Annotated in this window: 21 protein-coding genes; 11 read left to right on the top strand and 10 right to left on the bottom strand. The window is 67.5% G+C overall.

What is annotated here, in order from left to right; genetic code table 11:
- Positions 1-114: 114 nt before the first annotated feature.
- Positions 115-1,707 (top strand): N-acetylmuramoyl-L-alanine amidase, encoded by a 1,593-nt coding sequence (locus IC40_RS0125220; protein WP_030137439.1) that lies wholly within the window; start codon positions 115-117, stop codon positions 1,705-1,707.
- Here IC40_RS0125220 and IC40_RS0125215 read toward each other — a convergent pair.
- Together IC40_RS0125215 and IC40_RS0125210 are read right to left on the bottom strand one after the other, a co-directional pair.
- The gene (locus IC40_RS0125215; protein ID WP_030137438.1) at positions 1,702-2,514 is read right to left on the bottom strand and encodes a Cof-type HAD-IIB family hydrolase; all 813 of its coding nucleotides are present in this window, start codon (positions 2,512-2,514) and stop codon (positions 1,702-1,704) included. The genes IC40_RS0125220 and IC40_RS0125215 overlap by 6 nt on opposite strands.
- 116 nt (positions 2,515-2,630) lie before the next feature.
- A complete protein-coding gene (locus tag IC40_RS0125210; RefSeq protein ID WP_030137437.1) occupies positions 2,631-3,404 on the bottom strand; it encodes a lysophospholipid acyltransferase family protein in 774 nt (257 codons plus the stop codon).
- A 98-nt stretch (positions 3,405-3,502) separates the two neighbouring features.
- Here IC40_RS0125210 and IC40_RS0125205 point away from each other — a divergent pair, with 98 nt between their 5' ends.
- The gene (locus IC40_RS0125205) at positions 3,503-5,047 is read left to right on the top strand and encodes a Rieske 2Fe-2S domain-containing protein (protein WP_030137436.1); all 1,545 of its coding nucleotides are present in this window, start codon (positions 3,503-3,505) and stop codon (positions 5,045-5,047) included.
- A gap of 14 nt (positions 5,048-5,061) precedes the next feature.
- The gene (locus IC40_RS0125200; protein WP_090559351.1) at positions 5,062-5,388 is read left to right on the top strand and encodes a hypothetical protein; all 327 of its coding nucleotides are present in this window, start codon (positions 5,062-5,064) and stop codon (positions 5,386-5,388) included.
- Here IC40_RS0125200 and IC40_RS0125195 read toward each other — a convergent pair.
- The 3 genes from IC40_RS0125195 to serS are packed head-to-tail and all read right to left on the bottom strand — an operon-like array spanning position 5,385 to position 8,440.
- Positions 5,385-6,380 carry an MOSC domain-containing protein gene (locus IC40_RS0125195; RefSeq protein ID WP_030137434.1) on the bottom strand — a complete coding sequence of 332 codons (996 nt, stop codon included), beginning with the start codon at positions 6,378-6,380 and terminating at the stop codon, positions 5,385-5,387. The genes IC40_RS0125200 and IC40_RS0125195 overlap by 4 nt on opposite strands.
- A gap of 6 nt (positions 6,381-6,386) precedes the next feature.
- Positions 6,387-7,190: a DUF5718 family protein gene (locus IC40_RS0125190; protein WP_030137433.1), complete on the bottom strand. Its 804-nt coding sequence runs from the start codon at positions 7,188-7,190 to the stop codon at positions 6,387-6,389.
- Positions 7,187-8,440: a serine--tRNA ligase gene (gene serS, locus IC40_RS0125185; protein WP_030137432.1), complete on the bottom strand. Its 1,254-nt coding sequence runs from the start codon at positions 8,438-8,440 to the stop codon at positions 7,187-7,189. The genes IC40_RS0125190 and serS overlap by 4 nt, the downstream gene beginning before the upstream one ends.
- Before the next feature lie 113 nt (positions 8,441-8,553).
- On the opposite strand from serS, the gene IC40_RS0125180 reads away from it, so the two are divergent.
- Genes IC40_RS0125180 through IC40_RS28395 form a run of 3 tightly spaced genes read left to right on the top strand, consistent with a single transcriptional unit; the run spans position 8,554 to position 10,599 of the window.
- A complete protein-coding gene (locus IC40_RS0125180) occupies positions 8,554-9,984 on the top strand; it encodes a septum formation family protein (RefSeq protein WP_051644437.1) in 1,431 nt (476 codons plus the stop codon).
- Between the two features lie 4 nt (positions 9,985-9,988).
- On the top strand, positions 9,989-10,339 hold the full coding sequence (locus IC40_RS0125175; RefSeq protein ID WP_030137430.1) for a metallopeptidase family protein: 351 nt from the start codon (positions 9,989-9,991) through the stop codon (positions 10,337-10,339).
- 44 nt (positions 10,340-10,383) lie between these two features.
- Positions 10,384-10,599, top strand: a complete 216-nt coding sequence (locus IC40_RS28395) for a hypothetical protein (protein ID WP_036464423.1) — start codon at positions 10,384-10,386, stop codon at positions 10,597-10,599.
- Here IC40_RS28395 and IC40_RS0125165 read toward each other — a convergent pair.
- Both IC40_RS0125165 and pheA read right to left on the bottom strand, forming a co-directional pair.
- Positions 10,563-11,246 carry a histidine phosphatase family protein gene (locus IC40_RS0125165; RefSeq protein ID WP_030137429.1) on the bottom strand — a complete coding sequence of 228 codons (684 nt, stop codon included), beginning with the start codon at positions 11,244-11,246 and terminating at the stop codon, positions 10,563-10,565. The genes IC40_RS28395 and IC40_RS0125165 overlap by 37 nt on opposite strands.
- Complete coding sequence (pheA, locus tag IC40_RS0125160; protein WP_030137428.1) at positions 11,243-12,157, bottom strand: prephenate dehydratase; 915 nt, start codon at positions 12,155-12,157, stop codon at positions 11,243-11,245. Before pheA ends, IC40_RS0125165 begins: the two co-directional genes overlap by 4 nt.
- A gap of 112 nt (positions 12,158-12,269) precedes the next feature.
- Between pheA and IC40_RS0125155 the strand changes: the two genes are divergently transcribed.
- The 4 genes from IC40_RS0125155 to IC40_RS0125135 all read left to right on the top strand — a co-directional run bounded on the left by IC40_RS0125155 (position 12,270) and on the right by IC40_RS0125135 (position 15,846).
- Positions 12,270-13,076, top strand: coding sequence for a DUF2470 domain-containing protein (locus IC40_RS0125155; protein WP_030137427.1), 807 nt, complete (start codon positions 12,270-12,272; stop codon positions 13,074-13,076).
- 18 nt (positions 13,077-13,094) lie between these two features.
- Entirely contained in the window at positions 13,095-13,862 is a 768-nt protein-coding gene (locus tag IC40_RS0125150; RefSeq protein ID WP_030137426.1) for a CPBP family intramembrane glutamic endopeptidase, read from the top strand.
- Between the two features lie 132 nt (positions 13,863-13,994).
- Positions 13,995-15,182: an LCP family protein gene (locus tag IC40_RS0125140; RefSeq protein WP_240478690.1), complete on the top strand. Its 1,188-nt coding sequence runs from the start codon at positions 13,995-13,997 to the stop codon at positions 15,180-15,182.
- A gap of 118 nt (positions 15,183-15,300) precedes the next feature.
- Positions 15,301-15,846: a ferritin gene (locus tag IC40_RS0125135; protein WP_030137423.1), complete on the top strand. Its 546-nt coding sequence runs from the start codon at positions 15,301-15,303 to the stop codon at positions 15,844-15,846.
- A gap of 19 nt (positions 15,847-15,865) precedes the next feature.
- Here the strand turns inward: IC40_RS0125135 and IC40_RS0125130 are convergent, their stop codons facing one another.
- The 3 genes from IC40_RS0125130 to IC40_RS0125120 are packed head-to-tail and all read right to left on the bottom strand — an operon-like array spanning position 15,866 to position 18,062.
- Positions 15,866-16,699: a glycerophosphodiester phosphodiesterase gene (locus IC40_RS0125130; protein ID WP_030137422.1), complete on the bottom strand. Its 834-nt coding sequence runs from the start codon at positions 16,697-16,699 to the stop codon at positions 15,866-15,868.
- A gap of 4 nt (positions 16,700-16,703) precedes the next feature.
- Positions 16,704-17,729 carry a DUF4328 domain-containing protein gene (locus tag IC40_RS0125125; protein WP_030137421.1) on the bottom strand — a complete coding sequence of 342 codons (1,026 nt, stop codon included), beginning with the start codon at positions 17,727-17,729 and terminating at the stop codon, positions 16,704-16,706.
- Positions 17,730-17,738: 9 nt separating this feature from the next.
- Positions 17,739-18,062 carry a rhodanese-like domain-containing protein gene (locus IC40_RS0125120; RefSeq protein WP_030137420.1) on the bottom strand — a complete coding sequence of 108 codons (324 nt, stop codon included), beginning with the start codon at positions 18,060-18,062 and terminating at the stop codon, positions 17,739-17,741.
- A 444-nt stretch (positions 18,063-18,506) separates the two neighbouring features.
- Between IC40_RS0125120 and IC40_RS28495 the strand changes: the two genes are divergently transcribed.
- Entirely contained in the window at positions 18,507-18,629 is a 123-nt protein-coding gene (locus tag IC40_RS28495) for a hypothetical protein (RefSeq protein WP_267880946.1), read from the top strand.
- Positions 18,630-18,806 lie beyond the last annotated feature (177 nt).

The following is an 18,806-nucleotide window of genomic DNA, read 5'->3' as shown; positions in this document are numbered from 1 at the left end:
CCCGCAAAGCCTGTCACCTGACGGCACCGCAGAAGCCAGCCTGGCTCTGCGGTGCCGTTATGTGCAGGCGTGTCGCAACACTGGTAACACCAAGCACATACGTAACATCTGCTTGTGCCGCGTCGCCGTCCAACACCGTCGCTACTGCTGTCCGCAGTGCTCGGAACGGTCGCGATCCTGCCCTGGGCCGTCAGCGGCCTCCCCGGTGACGATGCGTCCGCCCACAACTCGGCGACGGCCATCACCCAGCAGCCCCTACGTGATCTGGGTACCGGTGAGACGATTCGCGAGATCCGGCAGGACACCCCGTTCTCGCTGGTGGCACTGACCGCCGAGGACCTGGAAGGCACCAGCGCCCGGGTCCGGGCGCAACGCGCCGACGGGAGCTGGGGACCCTGGTACACCGCCGAGGCGCTCGACGGTATCGGCCCCGACGCCCAGGCCACCCATGGCACCGAACCGGTTTTCGTCGGCCGTACCAATGCCGTCCAGATCGCGGTGACCCACACCCCCGCACCGGAACCCAAGCCGACGACGGATCTGGGCTATATCCCGGCCAATGTCGCGCACCCGTTGCCCCAGAACGTCAACGCGGTCCTCATCAGCCCGCCCGAGGCGCCGGTCGATATCCAAATCCCACCGCCGGCGGCGGTCACCGTGCCGGGCCAGGCGCCACAGATCATCTCGCGGGCGCAGTGGGGGGCCGACGAGTCGCTGCGTTGCGGCGCACCCATCTACGACCGCGGTATCCGCGCCGGGGTGGTGCACCACACCGCGGGCAGCAATGACTACACACCGGAGGATTCCGCCGCGATCGTGCGGTCCATCTACGAGTACCACGCCCGCACACTGGGCTGGTGCGATATGGCCTACAACGCGCTGGTCGACAGGTACGGGCAAGTCTTCGAGGGGCGCGCCGGCGGGATGGACCGCGCCGTGCAGGGCGCGCACACCGGCGGATTCAACACCGACACCTGGGGTGTGGCGATGATCGGCGACTTCAACGCCGAACCGCCGACACCGATCCAGCTCCGCACCACCGGGCGGCTGCTCGGCTGGCGACTGGGCCTGGACCGGGTGGACCCGCGTGGCACCGTCGCGCTGACCTCCGCGGGCGGCAGCTTCACCCTGTTCCCGCGCGGCGCCACACCGACCCTGCCCACCATCTTCACCCACCGCGACGTCGGCAACACCGAATGCCCCGGTGCCGCCGCCTACGCCCAGATGGGATTGCTGCGCGATATCGCGGCACGCTTCAATGCCCCACCGGGACAACAGGATCTGGTCGACTCCCTGCGCGGCGGCGCCATCTTCGCCAAGTGGCAGTCCGAGGGCAGCGAGAAGGGGCCGCTGGGCATGCCGACCTCGCCGGAATCCTCCGGTTTCGGGACCGCCCGCTACGCCACCTTCGACCACGGGGCCATGTACTGGTCTCCGGAATCGGGCGCCCAACCGGTCACCGGTGCCATCTATGACGCCTGGGGCACACTGGGATTCGAACGCGGAGCGCTCGGCTTGCCGACCAGCGGCGAGATCGACGAGCCGCTGTGGATCAAACAGAACTTCCAACACGGAACGCTGAACTTCGACCGTGAGCACGGCACCGTCACCAGAGTCATCGACGGTGTGCCCCACGAAGTTCCGGCCGCCGAGCATTCGCCGGTCCAGCTGGAGCGATTCACCCCGATCAGCGCCGGGAAGCTATAACCACCAGCGTTCCAGGACGCGGGCCAATCCGTCCTCGGTGTTGGGGGTGGTGACCTCGTCTGCCGCCGCCTTGGCCTCTGGATGCGCGTTACCCATCGCCACCCCGAGGCCGGCCCACTGCAACATCGGGATGTCATTGGGCATATCGCCGAAGGTGATGATGTCGCTCGCCGCGATCCCCAGTGGCCCGGCCACTTCGGCGACCCCGGTGGCCTTGCTCAGACCGCTCGGAAGCACCTCGATGAGGCCGTTGTTCGTCGAGTACGTCAGGTCGCCCTCGCTGCCGACATGGGGTGCCAATGCCTCGGCCATGTCCCCGGATTGCGCACCGGCCTTACGGATCAGCAGCTTGACCGCGGGCGCGCTGAGCAGATCCTCCAGCGAGACCTCGGTGTTGTCCGGGTTCAACCAGGCGTGCTCGTACCCGGGAGAGCTGACGAACTGCGGGGTCGCGGCATCGTGGGCGCTGCGGCCCACTCGCTCGACGGCAAGACCGGCGCCGGGGATCACGCTTGCCGCGATATCTGCCAACCTCGTCAGCGCCTCTATCGACAGCGTGCGCGCCGAAATGATGCGATCGGTGGCCGGGTCGTAGATCACCGAACCGTTGGCGCACACCGCCATCGGCGCGAAACCGAGTTGCTCGACGACCGGCGGGATCCAGCGCGGCGGCCGGCCGGTCGCCAGCACGAACTGCACTCCGGCATCGACCGCGGCCCGGACCGCAGCGGCCGTGCGGGGGGTCACTCGTTCGTGCTGGTCGAGCAGGGTGCCGTCGACATCGGTGGCGATCAGGGCGGGCAGCATCACCGGCGCCCCGCCCGGGGCACGCTGGGGCCCGGGTGCGACGGGTGGTCTGGGTGCAACACAGCGGTCATCGCCATCCTCAAGCTCGAACGTCATAGGTGGGAATGCGGGCTTCCCTACTCCGGCGACTCATCGCGCTGCCGCGCCGCGCGCCGCGCGGCCTTCTCGGCGGCCTCCTGCATGTCCATCCGGTCGGCCTCGGCCAAGGTCGGGGCGCCGCCGCCCAGTCGATGCGGCACCCAGAACTCACCGGCAGGATGCGGACCGTAATCGTCCTGAACCTGCTCGAGCAGATGCTGCATGCGGTGGCGCAACAACGCCGTCAGCTCGGTCGGTGGCAACGTCGGATAGATCGGCTCCCCCACCGCGACCGAAATCGGCACCTTGGGTCTGCGCATGTTCTTGGGATGCCCCTTGGTCCAGATGCGCTGGGCGCCCCAGACGATGTGCGGGATGATCGGCACATCGGCGTCGATGGCCATCCGGGCCGCACCGGACTTCAGCGCCTTGATCTCGAAGCTGCGGCTGATGGTGGCCTCCGGGTACACACCCACCAGCTCACCGGCCCGCAGCGCCGCGCAGGCCGCGGTGAAGGAGTCGGCCCCGCTGTCCCTGTCGACTTCGATATGGCGCAGCTTGCGCATGATGGGTCCGCCGATCTTGTGATCGAAGACCTCTTTCTTGGCCATGAAACGCACCTTCCGGCCGCGCCCCTGTTTGTAGGCGGGCAGACCGACGAAGGTGAAATCGAAGTAGCTGGTGTGGTTGACCGCGATCACCGCACCACCGGTGACCGGCAGGTTCTCCACCCCGGTGACAGTGAACTTCAAGCCCTGCAACCGCCACACCAGGCGGGCGGCTTGAATGACAGTCCCGTATACCGGCTCCACGGGAGTAAGCGTAGCCACTCGCTGTGCGCCGAGGCGGAAGAGCATCCGCGCTGGCGGTAAACTCGTCATCGGGCAACAGACCACCGAAGGGGCTATACGTGCAGGTCACAAGCATCGGACACGCCGGTTTCCGGATCGAGACGGAGGCCGGCAGCATCCTGTGCGACCCCTGGGTCAACCCCGCCTACTTCGCCTCGTGGTTCCCCTTCCCGGACAACTCCGGCCTGGACTGGGACGCCCTCGGCGACTGCGACTATCTCTACGTCAGCCACCTGCACAAGGACCACTTCGATCCGGCCCTGTTGCGCGCGCACGTCAACAAGGACGCCACCGTGCTGCTCCCCGACTACCCGGTTCCGGATCTGCGCCGCGAGCTGGAAGCGCTGGGCTTCCACACCTTCTTCGAGACCACCGACTCGGTCAAGCACCGCATCAGCGGCCCCAAGGGTGACCTCGACGTGATGATCATCGCGCTGCGGGCACCCGCCGACGGCCCGATCGGCGACTCCGGGCTGGTGGTCTCCGACGGCACCACGACCGCTTTCAACATGAATGACGCCCGCCCCATCGACCTGGATGTCCTGGTGTCCGAATTCGGCCACATCGACGTGCACATGCTGCAGTACTCCGGGGCCATCTGGTACCCGATGGTCTATGACATGCCCGCGCGCGCCAAGGAAGCCTTCGGCGTCCAGAAACGGCAGCGTCAGATGGATCGTTGTCGCCAGTACATCGCCCAGGTGGGAGCCAGCTGGGTGGTGCCCTCGGCCGGGCCGCCGTGCTTCCTGGACCCGGAACTGCGCGATCTCAACGACGACCACGGCGATCCCGCCAACATCTTCCCCGACCAGATGGTCTTCCTCGACCAGCTGAAGAGCCACGGACACAACGGCGGCCTGCTCATGGTTCCCGGCTCGACGGCCGATTTCACCGGCTCGGAACTGAATTCGTTGACCCATCCCATCGATGATCCCGAGTCGGTGTTCACCACCGGCAAGGCCGATTACATCGCGGCCTACGCCGAGCGCCAGGCACCCGTCCTCGCGGCCGAGAAGGCGTCCTGGGCGCCGGCCGAGGGCGAACCGCTGCTGGAACCGTTGCGCGCGCGGTTCGAGCCGATAATGCTTGCCTCCGATCAGATCTGCGACGGCATCGGCTATCCGGTGGAACTGCGCATCGGCCCCGAGACCGTGGTGCTCGATTTCCCCAAGCGCGCTGTGCGCGAAGCGATTCCCGACGAGAAGTTCCGCTACGGGTTCGCGATCGCACCGGAACTGGTCCGCACCGTGATCCGCGACAACGAACCGGACTGGGTGAATACCATCTTCCTGTCCACCCGGTTCCGGGCCTGGCGGGTCGGCGGATACAACGAATACCTGTACACCTTCTTCAAATGCCTCACCGATGAGCGCATCGCCTATGCCGACGGCTGGTTCGCCGAGGCACATGATGACAGCGCATCGACGACCCTGGCGGGCTGGGAGATCCAGCGGCGCTGCCCGCACCTGAAGGCCGACCTGTCCAAGTTCGGTGTGGTCGAGGGCAACACGCTGACCTGCAACCTGCACGGCTGGCAGTGGAACCTGGAGAACGGCCGCTGCCTGACCGCCAAGGGCCACCCCCTGCGAACCGCGCGATTATGAGTGCGCCGCAGCCGGTGGCACCGGTCTACGACGACGGCATGGTGCTGCTGGATCGCCAGGCGATCACCTTGCGGCGGTACCACTTCCCGTCGGGGACCTCGAAGGTGATCCCGCTGCGGGCCGTGCGTTCCTACCGGGCCGAATCCCTCGGTCTGATCACCGAGCGTTTCCGGATCTGGGGAAGCACCGATCCGCGCCGGTGGATGCCACTGGACATCTGGCGACCCATCAAGTCCACCCTGGTGGTCCTCGACGTGCCTGGCACCCAACCCGCGCCCGCGTTCACGCCGTTGCGCCCCACCGAGTTCGTCAGCGTCCTCGACGAACTGCTCGGTGGCTAGCGCACCCGCATCACCGTCTGCTCCAGCAGCCACTGCGCAGCGCGGGTCGCCGATCGGGTGGCGTTCGTGGCCGCCCGCTGCAGCGCGGTGGGCGGATCGGCGGACCGCACGTGTACCTCGTCGCCGACGCTCAGCACACCGGGGGTCAACACGTCGATGTACACCCCGAGGAATCGGTCGGTACGTTCGGCCAGCGCCCTGGTGATGGTCTTGTCGAGCTCGATCCCGGGCTGCGGTCGGGTCGGCACGACACACCGAATGGTAGGGATCGTCACCCGCAACATGGCCGATCCGATACTCAATTGGCCTGCCACCCAATTTGATTCGGGGAACAGACGCTCGTCATCGACGATGTCGACCAGCACATTTGGCCGGAACCGGCGCACATCGAGGGTGCCGCCGGTGAGGTTCCGCAGACTTGCGGTGCTCATCAGATGCAGCGGGGCGAGGTCGACGAAGGTGCCCGGCGGCGTGGAGTACCGGGCCAGCGTGATGATGTCCTTGGTCGCGAACACCGAGGTGTCCGGCAACGGTTCACCGTCGGCGAGCCCGAAGTCCTTGCGCACCTGTTCGGGACGATAGTTGTCCAGCGAATCGGACACCTTCATCCGGTGCGCGCTGGTGTCCCCGACCGGCGGAAGGGCGGTCAACCGAACCTGTCGGCCCACCAGCTCGGAGAGCGCCGTGTGGATAACCGGGTCGTCGCTGGTCAGCTCGCGTCCGTCGGGAAAGGTGACGGCCACCGGAGGAACGCGACCCGGTCCGGCCTGCTCATCGGGTTCGGCCAGATACCTTGCGGTGCAACCCAACAGCGCCGGAATTCGCCGCGCCGAGGCCGTCACACCCTTGTCGACATCGCGGACGGCCCACAATCGGTCGGCGTGCACGCCGCGCGCGTCGACGGCCACCCGATCGACTCGGCAGCCGCCCATCGACTTGACCGGGAAACGCCACAGCTCAGCCACTTTGGGCAGAGCGGGCTGGGTGGCCACCGCGACCTATCCCGAAACCGTCTGGCGCAGTTCGGATACGGCCTCGGAAGCGGTGTCGTAGACGCGCACCACGGCCTGGTCACCCGCGGTCAGGTACGTCGACTCACCAAGCGCGGTGTACTTGGTGGCACCGATGCCGATCAGCACATTCTCGGGACGCCCGGAGGCCACCATGAGCGCGCCGACGTCCTCCAGCGGAGTGCCCTCGGAGCCTTTCTGGTTGGCCAGCCGCTCGGTGATCCAGTCCAGCAGGACCTCTCCGTAATAGGAGTAACCGAGCAACGGACTGTCGACACCGTACTCCCGCTCCTGACCGTCGGCGCCGCGCAGGAAACACACCAACCGCAGGGTCGCGGTCGGCCCGTCCGGGGTCAGGTCACTGATGTCGTAGAACCGGCGCGCCACGCCCTTGGATGCCGGTCCCCAGTTCTTCTTGTCGCTGATCTTGCGGGCACCCGGACGACGGATCGAGCAGTCGTTGAAGGCACCGAGCGCGAAGGGTTCCAGCCTGGCGACGGTGTCACCGTTCCAGTGCACCCGGCAGGCCAGGCCCACCTCGGGCTCGATCTGCAGGTTCAGCGGTTCGTCGCTGGCAGGCAGCGTGATGGAATCGTGCGAGAGCGGGAACTCACCGAGGAAACCGTCGGCACCCGGCGCGTACCACGGGAAGATTCCCTTGGGCGCCGCACCGTGACTCTGCACATTCGCGAAATCGACTGCCTCGCCAGCCTGTTCGAGGTGTCCGGCGAAGTTGCCCGCCACCCCGAAGCCGAACCACGTGCGCAGCTCTTCGATATCGATGTCGATCACGGTGTCAGTACCTCCGTACCTACGTAGGGCACCAGTGCCGGGGGGACCCGGACGCTGCCGTCGGCCTGCTGATGGTTCTCCAGGATCGCCACCAGCCAGCGGGTGGTCGCCAGTGTGCCGTTCAGGGTCGCCGCAGTCTGCGGTTTGCCGTTCTCGTCGCGATAGCGGGTCGACAACCGACGCGCCTGGAACGTCGAACAATTCGACGTCGAGGTCAGCTCGCGGTAGGTGCTCTGGGTGGGAACCCATGCCTCACAGTCATATTTGCGCGCCGCGGACGAGCCGAGGTCGCCGGCAGCGACGTCGATGACGCGGTAGGGCACCTCGATGGCCGCCAGCATCTCGCGCTGCCAGCCCAACAGCCGCTGATGCTCGACTTCGGCATCCTCGGGACGGCAGTAGACGAACGCCTCGACCTTGTCGAACTGGTGCACCCGGATGATGCCGCGGGTGTCCTTGCCATAGCTGCCGGCTTCCCGGCGGAAGCACGACGACCAACCCGCATAGCGCTTGGGCCCGTCGGCCAGGTCCAGGATCTCGTCGCTGTGATAGCCGGCCAGCGGCACCTCCGAGGTACCGACGAGATACAAATCGTCATCGTCGAGGTGGTAGATCTCGTCGGCGTGCGAGCCAAGGAACCCGGTGCCCGCCATGACCTCCGGGCGCACCAGCACCGGCGGGATCATCAGCGTGAAACCGTTCTCGGTGGCCAGCCGGACCGCCAGCTGCAGCAGACCCAACTGCAGGAGGGCGCCGCGGCCGGTCAGGAAGTAGAACCGCGAGCCCGATACCTTGGCGCCGCGTTCCATGTCGATCAGCCCGAGCGCCTCACCCAGCTCGAGGTGGTCGCGGGGGCTTTCGATCTCCGCCGGTGTTCCCACGGTGTCGAGGACCACGAAATCGTCCTCACCCCCGGCGGGCACACCGTCGACGATGATGTTCGAGACCGCCATGTGGGCCGCGGTGAAGGCCGCCTCCGCCTCGGCCTGAGCGGCCTCGGCCGCCTTGACCTCGTCGGCCAGCTCCTTGGCGCGGGCCAGCAGCGCGGGTCGTTCCGCCGCGGAGGCCTTGCCCACGGACTTGCTGGCCACCTTCTGATCGGCGCGCAGGGTGTCCGCGGTGGATACCGCCGCACGCCGGGCGACATCGGCGGCCAACAGTGCATCCACCAGGCCCGGGTCCTCACCGCGCGCACGCTGTGAGGCACGGACCCGCTCGGGGTCGTCACGGAGCAGCTTGAGGTCGATCACGGCGGTAACCCTACTTGCGCCGTACGCGCCCAGAAAGCGCGGGCCACAACCACATAACATTACAACTGCATCACTTGTCACACATCGTGACACGCCTGTCACAATGGGAGGCGATGTCGCATCCACCCGAGGACGAGCCCGCCGCCGCGGAACCGTTTCCGATCGAGGCCCAGCCCTCGTCGAAACCGGATTCCCGCTGGCGTCATGCGCTGTCGCTGAGCAATCCGCTGAGCCCGACCCGCCGGGCGCTGCTGCTGACCGCACTCGGCGGGCTCATGATCGCCGGCGTCATCACGGTTCTCCCCGATACCGCCGCCGGCGGTCGGCTGGCCGGACTGAACACCGGCACCGGTGCGCTGGGCCTGCGCAGTAACAGCACGTTCGAGAAGGCCAAGGGCGGCGATTGCCTGAACTGGCCCGAACGCACCCCCGATGCCGCCCAGATCGTCGACTGCACCACCGAGCATCGCTTCGAGGTGGCCGAGTCGGTCGATATGCGCACCTTCCCTGGCACCGAGTACGGCCCGGACGCCGCACCGCCGTCGCCGGCCCGCATCCAGCAGATCAGCCAGGAACAGTGCCAGAGCGCGGTACAGCGTTATCTCGGTGATCGCTTCGACCCGAACGGACGGTTCACCGTCAGCCTGTTGTGGTCGGGCGAGAAGGCCTGGCGCCAGGCCGGCGAACGACGCATGCTGTGTGGTCTACAGCTGCCCGGTGCCAACAACCAGCAACAGGCGTTCCAGGGCAAGGTCGCCGATATCGACCAATCCAAGGTGTGGCCCGCCGGCACCTGCCTGGGCATCGATCCGGCCACCAATCAGCCCACCGACATCCCGGTCGACTGCGCGGGACCGCACTCCCTCGAGGTCACCGGGTCGGTGAATCTGGCCGACAATTTCCCGCAGGGCCTGCCCGCCGAAGCTGATCAGGACACCTTCGTCAAGGACAACTGCGCCCGGGTCACCGAGGCCTACCTGGCTCCGCTGGAACTGCGTACGACGACACTGACGCTGGTCTACAGCACCATCGCGTTGCCGAGTTGGTCGGCCGGCAGCAGGCAGGTGTCCTGCAGCATCGGCGCGACGCTGGGCAACGGCGGGTGGTCGACATTGCTCAACAGCGCCAAGGGCCCCCTGATGATTAACGGCAGGCCCCCGGTCCCGCCGCCGGACATCCCCGACGAGCGGCTGAGCATCCCCGCCATCCCGATGCCACCGGTGGACACCTCGTCGCAGATCACCTACGACCAGGGTGACAGCGGCAGCAGCTCCAGCAGCTCCAGTGGCTCCGGCAGTGGGTCAACGACGGACCAGACGCAGTCCAACGAGCACCTGCCCGGGCAGCAGACCCAGGAGCCCACCCAGGCTCCGGCGACGGAGACTCCCGCCGGCGGGAACACCTTCCTCAACGGTCCCCCCGTGCCCGCGCCCCCGCCGCCGGGAGCGCCGCCACCACCCGGCGCGCCGGTCGACGGTGCCGTGCCTCCGCCCGTCGTGCCGGCTCCCGCGGTCGGCCCGCCGCCCGGACCGCCGGTCCCCTGACCGCGTGCCGGTAACGATGAGCGCTCGGCGCTTCGAGGAACTCGTCTCCGATGCGCTCGACCTGATCCCCGCCGATCTGGCCAGGGCGGCCAACAATGTGGTTTTCCTGGTCGAAGGGCGCCATCCCGAGGAACCCGACCTGCTCGGCCTCTACGAGGGAATCGCACTGACCGAGCGCGACTCGACATATGCCGGTGCCCTGCCCGATGCCATCACAATCTATCGCGACGCGCTGTTGGAGATGTGCGCCTCGGAGGACGAGGTGGTCGAGGAGGTGGCCATCACGGTGGTACACGAGTTGGCCCACCACTTCGGGATCGATGACGAGCGACTGCACGAATTGGGCTGGGGCTAGCGTGGGAACCGCCCACTGTCGGTGGGCGGTGGGACACTGGTCAGATGAGCGGGATCTGTCGTGACTGCGAAGCAGAACATGAGCACTGCCACGGCACCGTGATCGTGCACATCGGTCTCCGCCCGGAATGCACGGAACCGGATTGCCGCAGCCCGGAAGTGGCGCACACCTTCACCATCGACTGTTTCGCCGTCGGTTGCGAATGTGTCGAGGACCGCGACGCTCAGCCCATCGGGCCCGCGTCGGCCTCGGCTGTCTGAGCGTCCGGCTGTGCCGCCACGGTGAACGGCGGCGTCGCTGCGCCCCACTGCACGCAGCTCCAGCGGCCGTCCGTGATGGGGCTCAGCACCACGCATTCGGTGTTGCTCAGGTGATTCTCCAGCGCGAAGGTGGGATCGACACCGGCCAGCGCCGCCGCCACCAGTCGGATCGCGGCGCCGTGGCTGACCACCAGAATGTCTCGGGTCCAGCGCCGGTCGTCGAGGTGGCGCAGCCGCAGCTCGGTGAGCACCGGCACCATCCGGTCCAGCACCTGTTGTCCGGTCTCTCCCCCTGGCACCGGGACATCGAGGTCTCCGCCATGCCAGCGCCGGTACACGGCCTCGAAGGCATCGATCGCGGCGTCATCGTTGCGGTTCTCCAGGTCGCCGACCTGCACCTCGTGGATGCCGTCGAACTGATGCGTCGGCAGTTCGAGTCCGGCGGCGATGCCGGCCGCGGTCTCGCGGGCTCTGATCGCCACCGAGTGCGCCACCAGTCCCACCGGGTGTGACCAGGTCTGGCCGAATGTGCGCGCCTGCTGATGCCCGAGTTCGGTCAGCGCGGCCCCGGGCGGGCGGGTGTCCAGTCGGCGCTCGACGTTTCCATGGGACTGGCCGTGCCGCACCAGCACCAGGCGCCCGGTCATACCGATCCTCCCGTCCGAAGTTGTGCCAGCCAGCGACCAGCTTCGTCCGCCTGCGGGGGCAATGCTCCGACCGCCGCGCCGGTGGGCCATGATCCCAGGAACCGCACCTCGGCGCAGCGCCGGTGCAATGCCATCAGGGCATCGCCGACGGCCTCGTCCTCGAGGTGACCAACCCAGTCCAGGAAGAACTTGTAGGTGCCCAATTCCGTTCGCGTGGGCCGTGATTCGATGCGGGTCAAGTCGATGTCACGGACCGAGAGCTCGGTCATCGCCGCGACGAGCGCGCCAGGGACGTTGTCCAACCGCAACACCACCGAGGTCCGGTCGGCACCGGTGCGCGCCGGTGGCGGGCCTGCCGGCCCGACGAGGACGAAACGAGTCCGCGCATTGCGCTCGTCGACCACACCTGCGGCAAGTTCGGCCAACCCGTAGCGGCGGGCGGCCAGCGCCGTACTGACCCCCGCGTCGGCCTGACCTTCGGCAACATCTCTCGCCGCCGCGGCGTTGGAGTTGGCAGGCACGACGCGGGCGTCGGGTAACTCGGCGGCCAGCCAACCGCGCACCTGGGCCGCCGCCACCGGGAAAGCGGCAACGGTCTTGATCTGCTCGATGGTCACGCCGGGCCGGGCGACGATGCTGAACGCGACGTCCAACGTGTGTTCGGCGAAGATCTGCAACGGCGACCCGGTGGCCAGACCGTCCAGCGTCGGCAACACCGACCCCTCGATCGAGTTCTCGATCGGCACACAGGCGAAGTCGGCAACACCATCGCGGACGGCCTGCAGCGCGGCGGCGGGACTGTCCTGGGGCAACGGGTCGATATTGCCGGGTACGGCGCCGGACCCGGTCAGCGCGAGCAGGGCCGCCTCGGTGAATGTTCCCTCCGGCCCGAGGTAGGCGATGCGTGGCACGCCCCAACACTATCGGGCCGAGATTGGCCGGCCACTACGCCGAGAGCAAAACCTTGCGCAGTCCCTGCGACTTGTAGTTAAGTAAGGCTTACCTCACTAAGGAAGGTGGCAGATGACTGTGACGGCGCCGACCACGGCCGAACGGATCCGCAGCGCGTGCGCACGGGCCGGCGGGGCAATGCTGGCCGTGGAGGGATTCAGCGGGCCCACCTCCATCGAGCCCATCGCCACTCCCGTGCACCACCTGCTCGCCGACGGGTCGTTCGCCATCACGGTTCCGGCAGACGGGTTGGTCACCGGCATGGCCATCTCGACCGGATCGGCGGGCATCCAGGCCGTCCTGGAGATGACCGATTACGCGCCCCTCCCCTTACGCGAACCGGTGCGCGCGCTGGTGTGGATTCGTGGGCGGATGTTCCTGGTGCCCGACGGTGAGGTCGCGCCGATGCTGGATGTGATCGCCACCGAGAACCCCAATCCCGCTCTGCTGCAGGTGAACACCGGCACCGGTGGTCCAGGCGACGAGACCCCGTACGCACTGGCGCGCCTGGAGATCGAATCGGTCGTGGTGGCCGATTCGACGGGCGCGGAGTCCGTCGGTCTCGGTGCGCTGCTCGCGGCCGATCCCGACCCGTTCTGCGGGCTGGAATCATGCTGGCTGCGCCACCTCGAGTCAGCACACCGCGACGTCGTCGACCGGCTGGCCGACCGGTTACCGCACACGCTGCGCAGCGGCCGGGTCCGACCGCTCGGCCTGGACCGCTATGGTGTGCAGCTGCGCATCGAGGACGCCTCCGGTGACCACGACGTGCGCCTGCCGTTCGCCAAACCCGTCGATGACGTGACCGGGCTCAGCCAGGCCATCCGGGTCCTGATGGGCTGCCCGTTCCTCAACGGGCTGCGCGCACGCCGCATCTGATCCGTCTAGCCTGGCGCGGTGACCGGTCCGTCCCTGCCGAGCGAACATCTGCCACCACGCACCATCCGCCTCGAGATCGGCGTCGTGCTGGCCGTGACCTTCGGGTTGAGCGCGTACATCGCATCCCTGCGCTTGATCGAGGCGGCGCTGCTGGGGTTGGGCGGCCAGACCGTCACCCTCAACGAACGCCGGTCACCGTTCGACCTGATCGATCTCGGCCTCAACATCGCCTCGCTCACCCAGCTGATGGCATGGGGCGCGTTGGCCCTGTACCTGTTGTGGCGCAGCGGATCCGGGCCCGCCTCGATCGGACTCGGCAAGTTCCGGATACGCCCCGACCTGACCGGCGGGCTCGGCCTGGCCGCGTTGATCGGGCTGCCCGGCCTCGCCCTGTACATCGGTGCCCGGCTACTGGGTCTCAGTGCCGCGGTGGAACCCGCCGAGATCAACGACACCTGGTGGCGGATCCCGCTGCTGCTGGCCATCGCGTTCGCCAACGGCTGGGCCGAGGAGATCGTCGTGGTGGCATTCCTCATCACCCGCCTGCGGCAGCTGCGCATCACACCCGCCGTCGCACTGGTCATCTCGGCTCTGCTGCGCGGCACCTACCACCTGTATCAGGGCTACAGCGCAGGACTGGGCAACATCGTGATGGGGCTGGTGTTCGGCTATGTCTGGCTGCGAACCGGCCGGCTGTGGCCGTTGATCGTCGCACACGGACTCATCGACGCGGTGGCCTTCGTCGGCTACTCGTTGGCCGCCGACGAGCTGGATTGGTTGGGCTGAGATCGCCGCTTTGAGCGCTACATTCGCAGGGTGAACTCCGACCGGTCGCCGCGCGAACCCGCACCGGAGATCCGCCGGTCGGGGCACCGACCGCCGCCCACGTGGCCGCCGAATCCGGCGACGCCGCCCCGGATGCCGCCGCCACCCACCCCACGCGCGGCACCGCCACCCACCCCACGCGCGGCACCGCCACCCACCCCACGCGCGGCACCGCCGCCCACCCCACGCGCGGCACCGCCGCGGCGGCACCCCGGGCCACCTCCCCCGGTGCGCAGGCAGCCCGCTCCCCCGGTGCGTAGGCAGCCCGCACCGCGACCGTCTGCCCCGCCACCACCCGTCACGAAAACCCGGCGTCCACGCCGAGCCCGCCGATGGGGCGCTGTGCTGGCCGCCATCTTGATCGTGCTGGCGAGCGCCGCCGTCGGTGGCACCCTCTGGCTGGACTCCGCACTGCAGCGCATCACCGCGCTACCCGACTATCCCGACCGCCCGCCTGCCGGTCGGGGCACCACCTGGCTGCTGGTCGGATCGGACAGCAGGCAGGGTTTGTCGGTCGACGAACAGAACAACCTGGCCACCGGCGGCGATGTCGGCAATGGGCGCACCGACACCGTGCTGCTGCTGCACATCGGCGGGCTGTTCGGCGGCGCATCACCGACCCTGGTGTCGTTGCCGAGGGATTCCTATGTCTCCATCCCGGGATACGGCCAGGACAAACTCAATGCCGCCTATGCGCTGGGCGGGGCACCGTTGCTGGTGCAGACCGTAGAGCAGGCCACCGGCATCAGGCTGGACCACTACGCCGAGGTCGGCTTCGGCGGGTTCGCTCAGCTGGTGGATGCCGTCGGCGGGGTGACGATGTGTCCGGTCGAACCGATCAGCGACCCGCTCGCCGGTATCGACCTGCCCGCGGGATGCCAAGAACTCAACGGCCGCAACGCGCTGGGTTACGTCCGGTCCCGGGCCACCCCGCGCGCCGATCTGGACCGGATGATCAACCAGCGTGCCTTCATGTCTGCACTGCTGAAGCGGGCGACCAGTCCGTCGGTGCTGCTCAACCCGCTGCGCTGGTATCCGATGGTCGACGCGGCGGCGGACGCCGTCAGCGTCGACCAGGACGGTCACATCTGGGATCTGGCCCGGCTCGGCTGGGCGTTGCAGGACGATCCCACCACGACGACGGTGCCGATCGCGGAGTACACGACCAGCGATGTCGGGTCGATCGTCGTCTGGGACAGCGCGGCGGCCGAGCGACTTTTCGCGGCGCTGGCTGCCGATACCGCGGTGCCCGCCGATGTGCTGAACACCGACCGACCTTGAGGCGTCCAGCAAACTTTTTGGCCACCCTGTAACCGCCGTCACAGCGCTTAGGGGTGGCTAACCTGAATAAGGTTCACCTTGGATGACACGCCGTCTGACCTGGTCTATCTTGGTGATCATGACCGACGCAACCACACTCGAAACCAAGTTCAACAGCCTCCTGCGTGAGCAAATCCGCAGTGAATTCACCGCGTCGCAGCAGTACGTCGCCATCGCCGTGTACTTCGACGGATCGGACCTCCCGCGGCTCGCCTCACACTTCTACGGACAGGCCGTCGAAGAACGCAATCACGCCATGATGCTGGTGCAGTACCTGCTCGACCGCGATGTCGACGTCGAGATCCCCGGCGTCGACACCGTCCTCAACAGCTTCGAGACTCCGGCCCAGGCCCTGCGCCTGGCGTTAGAGCAGGAGCGGACCGTGACCGAGCAGGTGTCCCGGCTGGCCAGCGTTGCCCGCGAAGAGGGCGACTATCTGGGCGAGCAGTTCATGCAATGGTTCCTCAAGGAGCAGGTGGAAGAAGTCGCCACCATGACCACCCTGGTGCGGATCGCCGAGCGCGCCGGCGCGAACCTGTTCCATCTGGAGGATTTCGTGGCGCGCGAGTTGAGCACCGCTACTGCGGACCCGACCGCACCGAAGGCCGCCGGCGGCAATCTCTGACCTCTACCCGCCCGGCAAGTCAGTCTCGGCCGGCGCCGGTCAGTCCGTTCTCCAACCAGTCCTTGGTACGGCCGGGGTGGTTGGTGGCCACCCATGCCACCTCCAGATCCCGGCAGTACCGGACATCTTCGTAATGGTCGACGGTCCAGCAATACAGCGCACGCCCCTGCGCCGCGGCGCGGTCCACCAACTCGGGATGCTCCCGCAAGGTCGCAATCGAGGGTCCCACAGCGGTCGCCCCGACCGTGGTGGCCGCGCTGCCGCCCAGGAAACGCGAGGTCTCGCCGAGCAATACCGTCGGTAGCATCGGCGCCGCGCGACGGATCCGCCATACCGCGGCCGCCGAGAACGACATCACGACCGCCCGCGCCAGGTCTGCCGAGGCCGGCGCGGCGATGCCGTACCGATGCAGCAACGCCAGCACCTTGCTCTCCACGAGGGCCCCGTAGCGCACCGGGTGTTTGGTCTCGACGAAGATCTTCACCGGCCGCTTGCTGTCCAGCACCAGCGTCAGCAGCGTGTCCAAGGTCAGCAGGCCGGTGTCTCCACCGCCTCCACCAGCGCTGTTGCCGGTGTGCCAGGAACCGAAATCCAACTCTTGCAGTTGCGCGAGCGTCATCTCCGACACGACGCCGGTTCCGTCGGAGGTGCGATCGACCCGGCGGTCGTGTACGCAGACCAGATGCCCGTCGCGAGTGAGACGGACATCGCATTCGACGCCATCGGCGCCCTGCTGTAGTGCCAGCTCGTAGGCCGCCACGGTGTGCTCGGGACGCTCCGCGGAGGCACCCCTATGAGCGACGACGAACGGGTGGCCGGTCTGCGCGCCTTCGACTGCCTCACCCGCGGTCATATCGCTATGCTGCCGGGTTTCGGTCTTCGGCCTCAACCGCAGGGACCGATTCCGCGGACGACTCGGGGGCCTCGGCAGGTTTCGGCGACTCCGCCGCGACCATCACCCAGCGATGCGCCGGGCGATCCACCGGCGTCCGCTCGAAGCCCTGATACACCTGCCACACCAGCAGCAACGTCGCCAGCGCCACCAGGTAGGCGATCGTCGTGATGACCGTGTTGTCGGCGATGCGCTGGGTGTCTGTATAGAAGACCGTGAGGATCGTCGTGACGATCGAGGCAATCGACACGACATAGCTGACGAACCAGGTGATCCACCAACTGACGATGCGTAGACCACGTCGACGTTCCAGCCGGGCCAGTTCGACGACATACACCGGGGCCAACGCCAGGTTGATCGGCGGAACCATACAACCGACCCACAGCCGGCCCGGGCTACGTGGATCCTCGGCTCCCTGGTGGGCGAACGCCGCAGCCCGCCGCGCTATCAGCCAATTGGTCAGGATCAGAGCGCTGGCCAGCACCCCGAAGAAGGCGAACGCGCTGGCCGCCACGGGTACCCACGTCGCGAAGCCTGCGACGAACGGATTGAGCAGAGCACCCCGGTTGTAGAGCATCAATGCGTATCGCAGCATGTGCAGCACCGCGGCCACACCCAGCAAGATCAGCGTGGTGACGACGACCCGCCGCACCGCGCTCGGAGTCGGGCCGCGCCGACCTGCTTCGGTCGCGTCGGCACCCGCCTCCTGGTCGAACCGGTCGTAGAGACCCCAGCGTGGGATGGCGCTGTACCGCGGAGTCGGTCCAAGGGGCCGAGGACGCCGACGCTGCGGTGGAGGCGCACCCGGGCGCACCGCGATCCAGCGATAGCCGGACGGGAGTTTCCCCGGGCCGGACGGCCGCGGCGGTTGCACCGGAGCAGCAGGTGCCGATCCGGGCGCCATGAGTGTGCCGCGACAGCGTGGACACCACGTCCGCTGGCGGTCGCGCACATTCCATCGCGTCCCGCACTGGGCACAGACCTGGATCACGCGACCAGCCTACGACCCCGAGCTGACCGGCCGGCCCGCCTGTACCCAGGACAACATGCCCCCGGACACATTGATCGGGTCGAACCCGTTGCGGGCCAGATATTGGGCCACGCGCTGTGAGCGCCCACCCGCGTGGCAGATGACGTACAGCGTGGCGTCGCGGTCGATCTCGTCGATCCGCACGGGCACGTCACCCATCGGGATGTGCTGCGCGCCGACGATGTGCCCGCTCTGCCATTCGTCATCCTCGCGCACATCGAGCAACACGGCGTCCGCCCCGAACTCTGCCGGCAGTTGGCCGACCTCGATCTGCTGCACATCTCCGTCAGACATGCCGACCATGCTGGCATGGCACGGGCGACCGCGCATCGATTCCTCGGCAGCAATGTCCTTGCTATCCACAGTTTCCACAGATTCATCCACAGGCTGGGGCCCGATTCCGCCGTGAGAGCCCGGCGTCAGCTGTGAATCCGCCCAGAGCCTGTGGATAAACCCCGTCCGACGACACTCGCCGATCAACAAGCGGCGCATCCGCTGAGCAAAAATGTTGATCGCCTAACTTTCGGAGACGGCGTTAATCGGTCGGTTGCGATCGGTCAGATTCTGAACGTCCGGCGGGTCCCGTGGCGACGTGCGGACTCGATTTTTCTGCGCAGCAAACAAGGTCTATGATCGGCGTCACAACAGTCCGTGTGACAGATCTCACTGGGGGGGCAGCTTGATCGTGCAGGTCAGGAGCGTCTGATGGCAACACATCCACTTGGGCAAGGGTCGGCGGTGCCGCCGTCTGACTGGCAGTCGTCGCATCACTACACCAACAACCAGGTCGTGGCGCTCATCCGGGCGGCCGTCATCGCACTTGTCCTGATCGGCGTTCTCGCCGCCATCGTCTTGTTCTGAGCCGCCCTCCGGGCGTGGCGGAGACCCGCTCCTTGCGGTGCGCGCAGGGATGGAGCAAGGTTGAGCTCGAGCTTGTTGTCGAGATATCCGACGCCGAACTCCACCGCGATCCCCATGACTAGGAAGGAACCCAGTGGCTGAATACACCCTGCCCGACCTCGATTACGACTACGGCGC

The sequence above is a fragment of the Mycolicibacterium neoaurum ATCC 25795 genome, from assembly GCF_000691525.1.
GTDB lineage: Bacteria > Actinomycetota > Actinomycetes > Mycobacteriales > Mycobacteriaceae > Mycobacterium > Mycobacterium neoaurum.
This window is presented reverse-complemented; position numbering and strand designations above follow the sequence as displayed.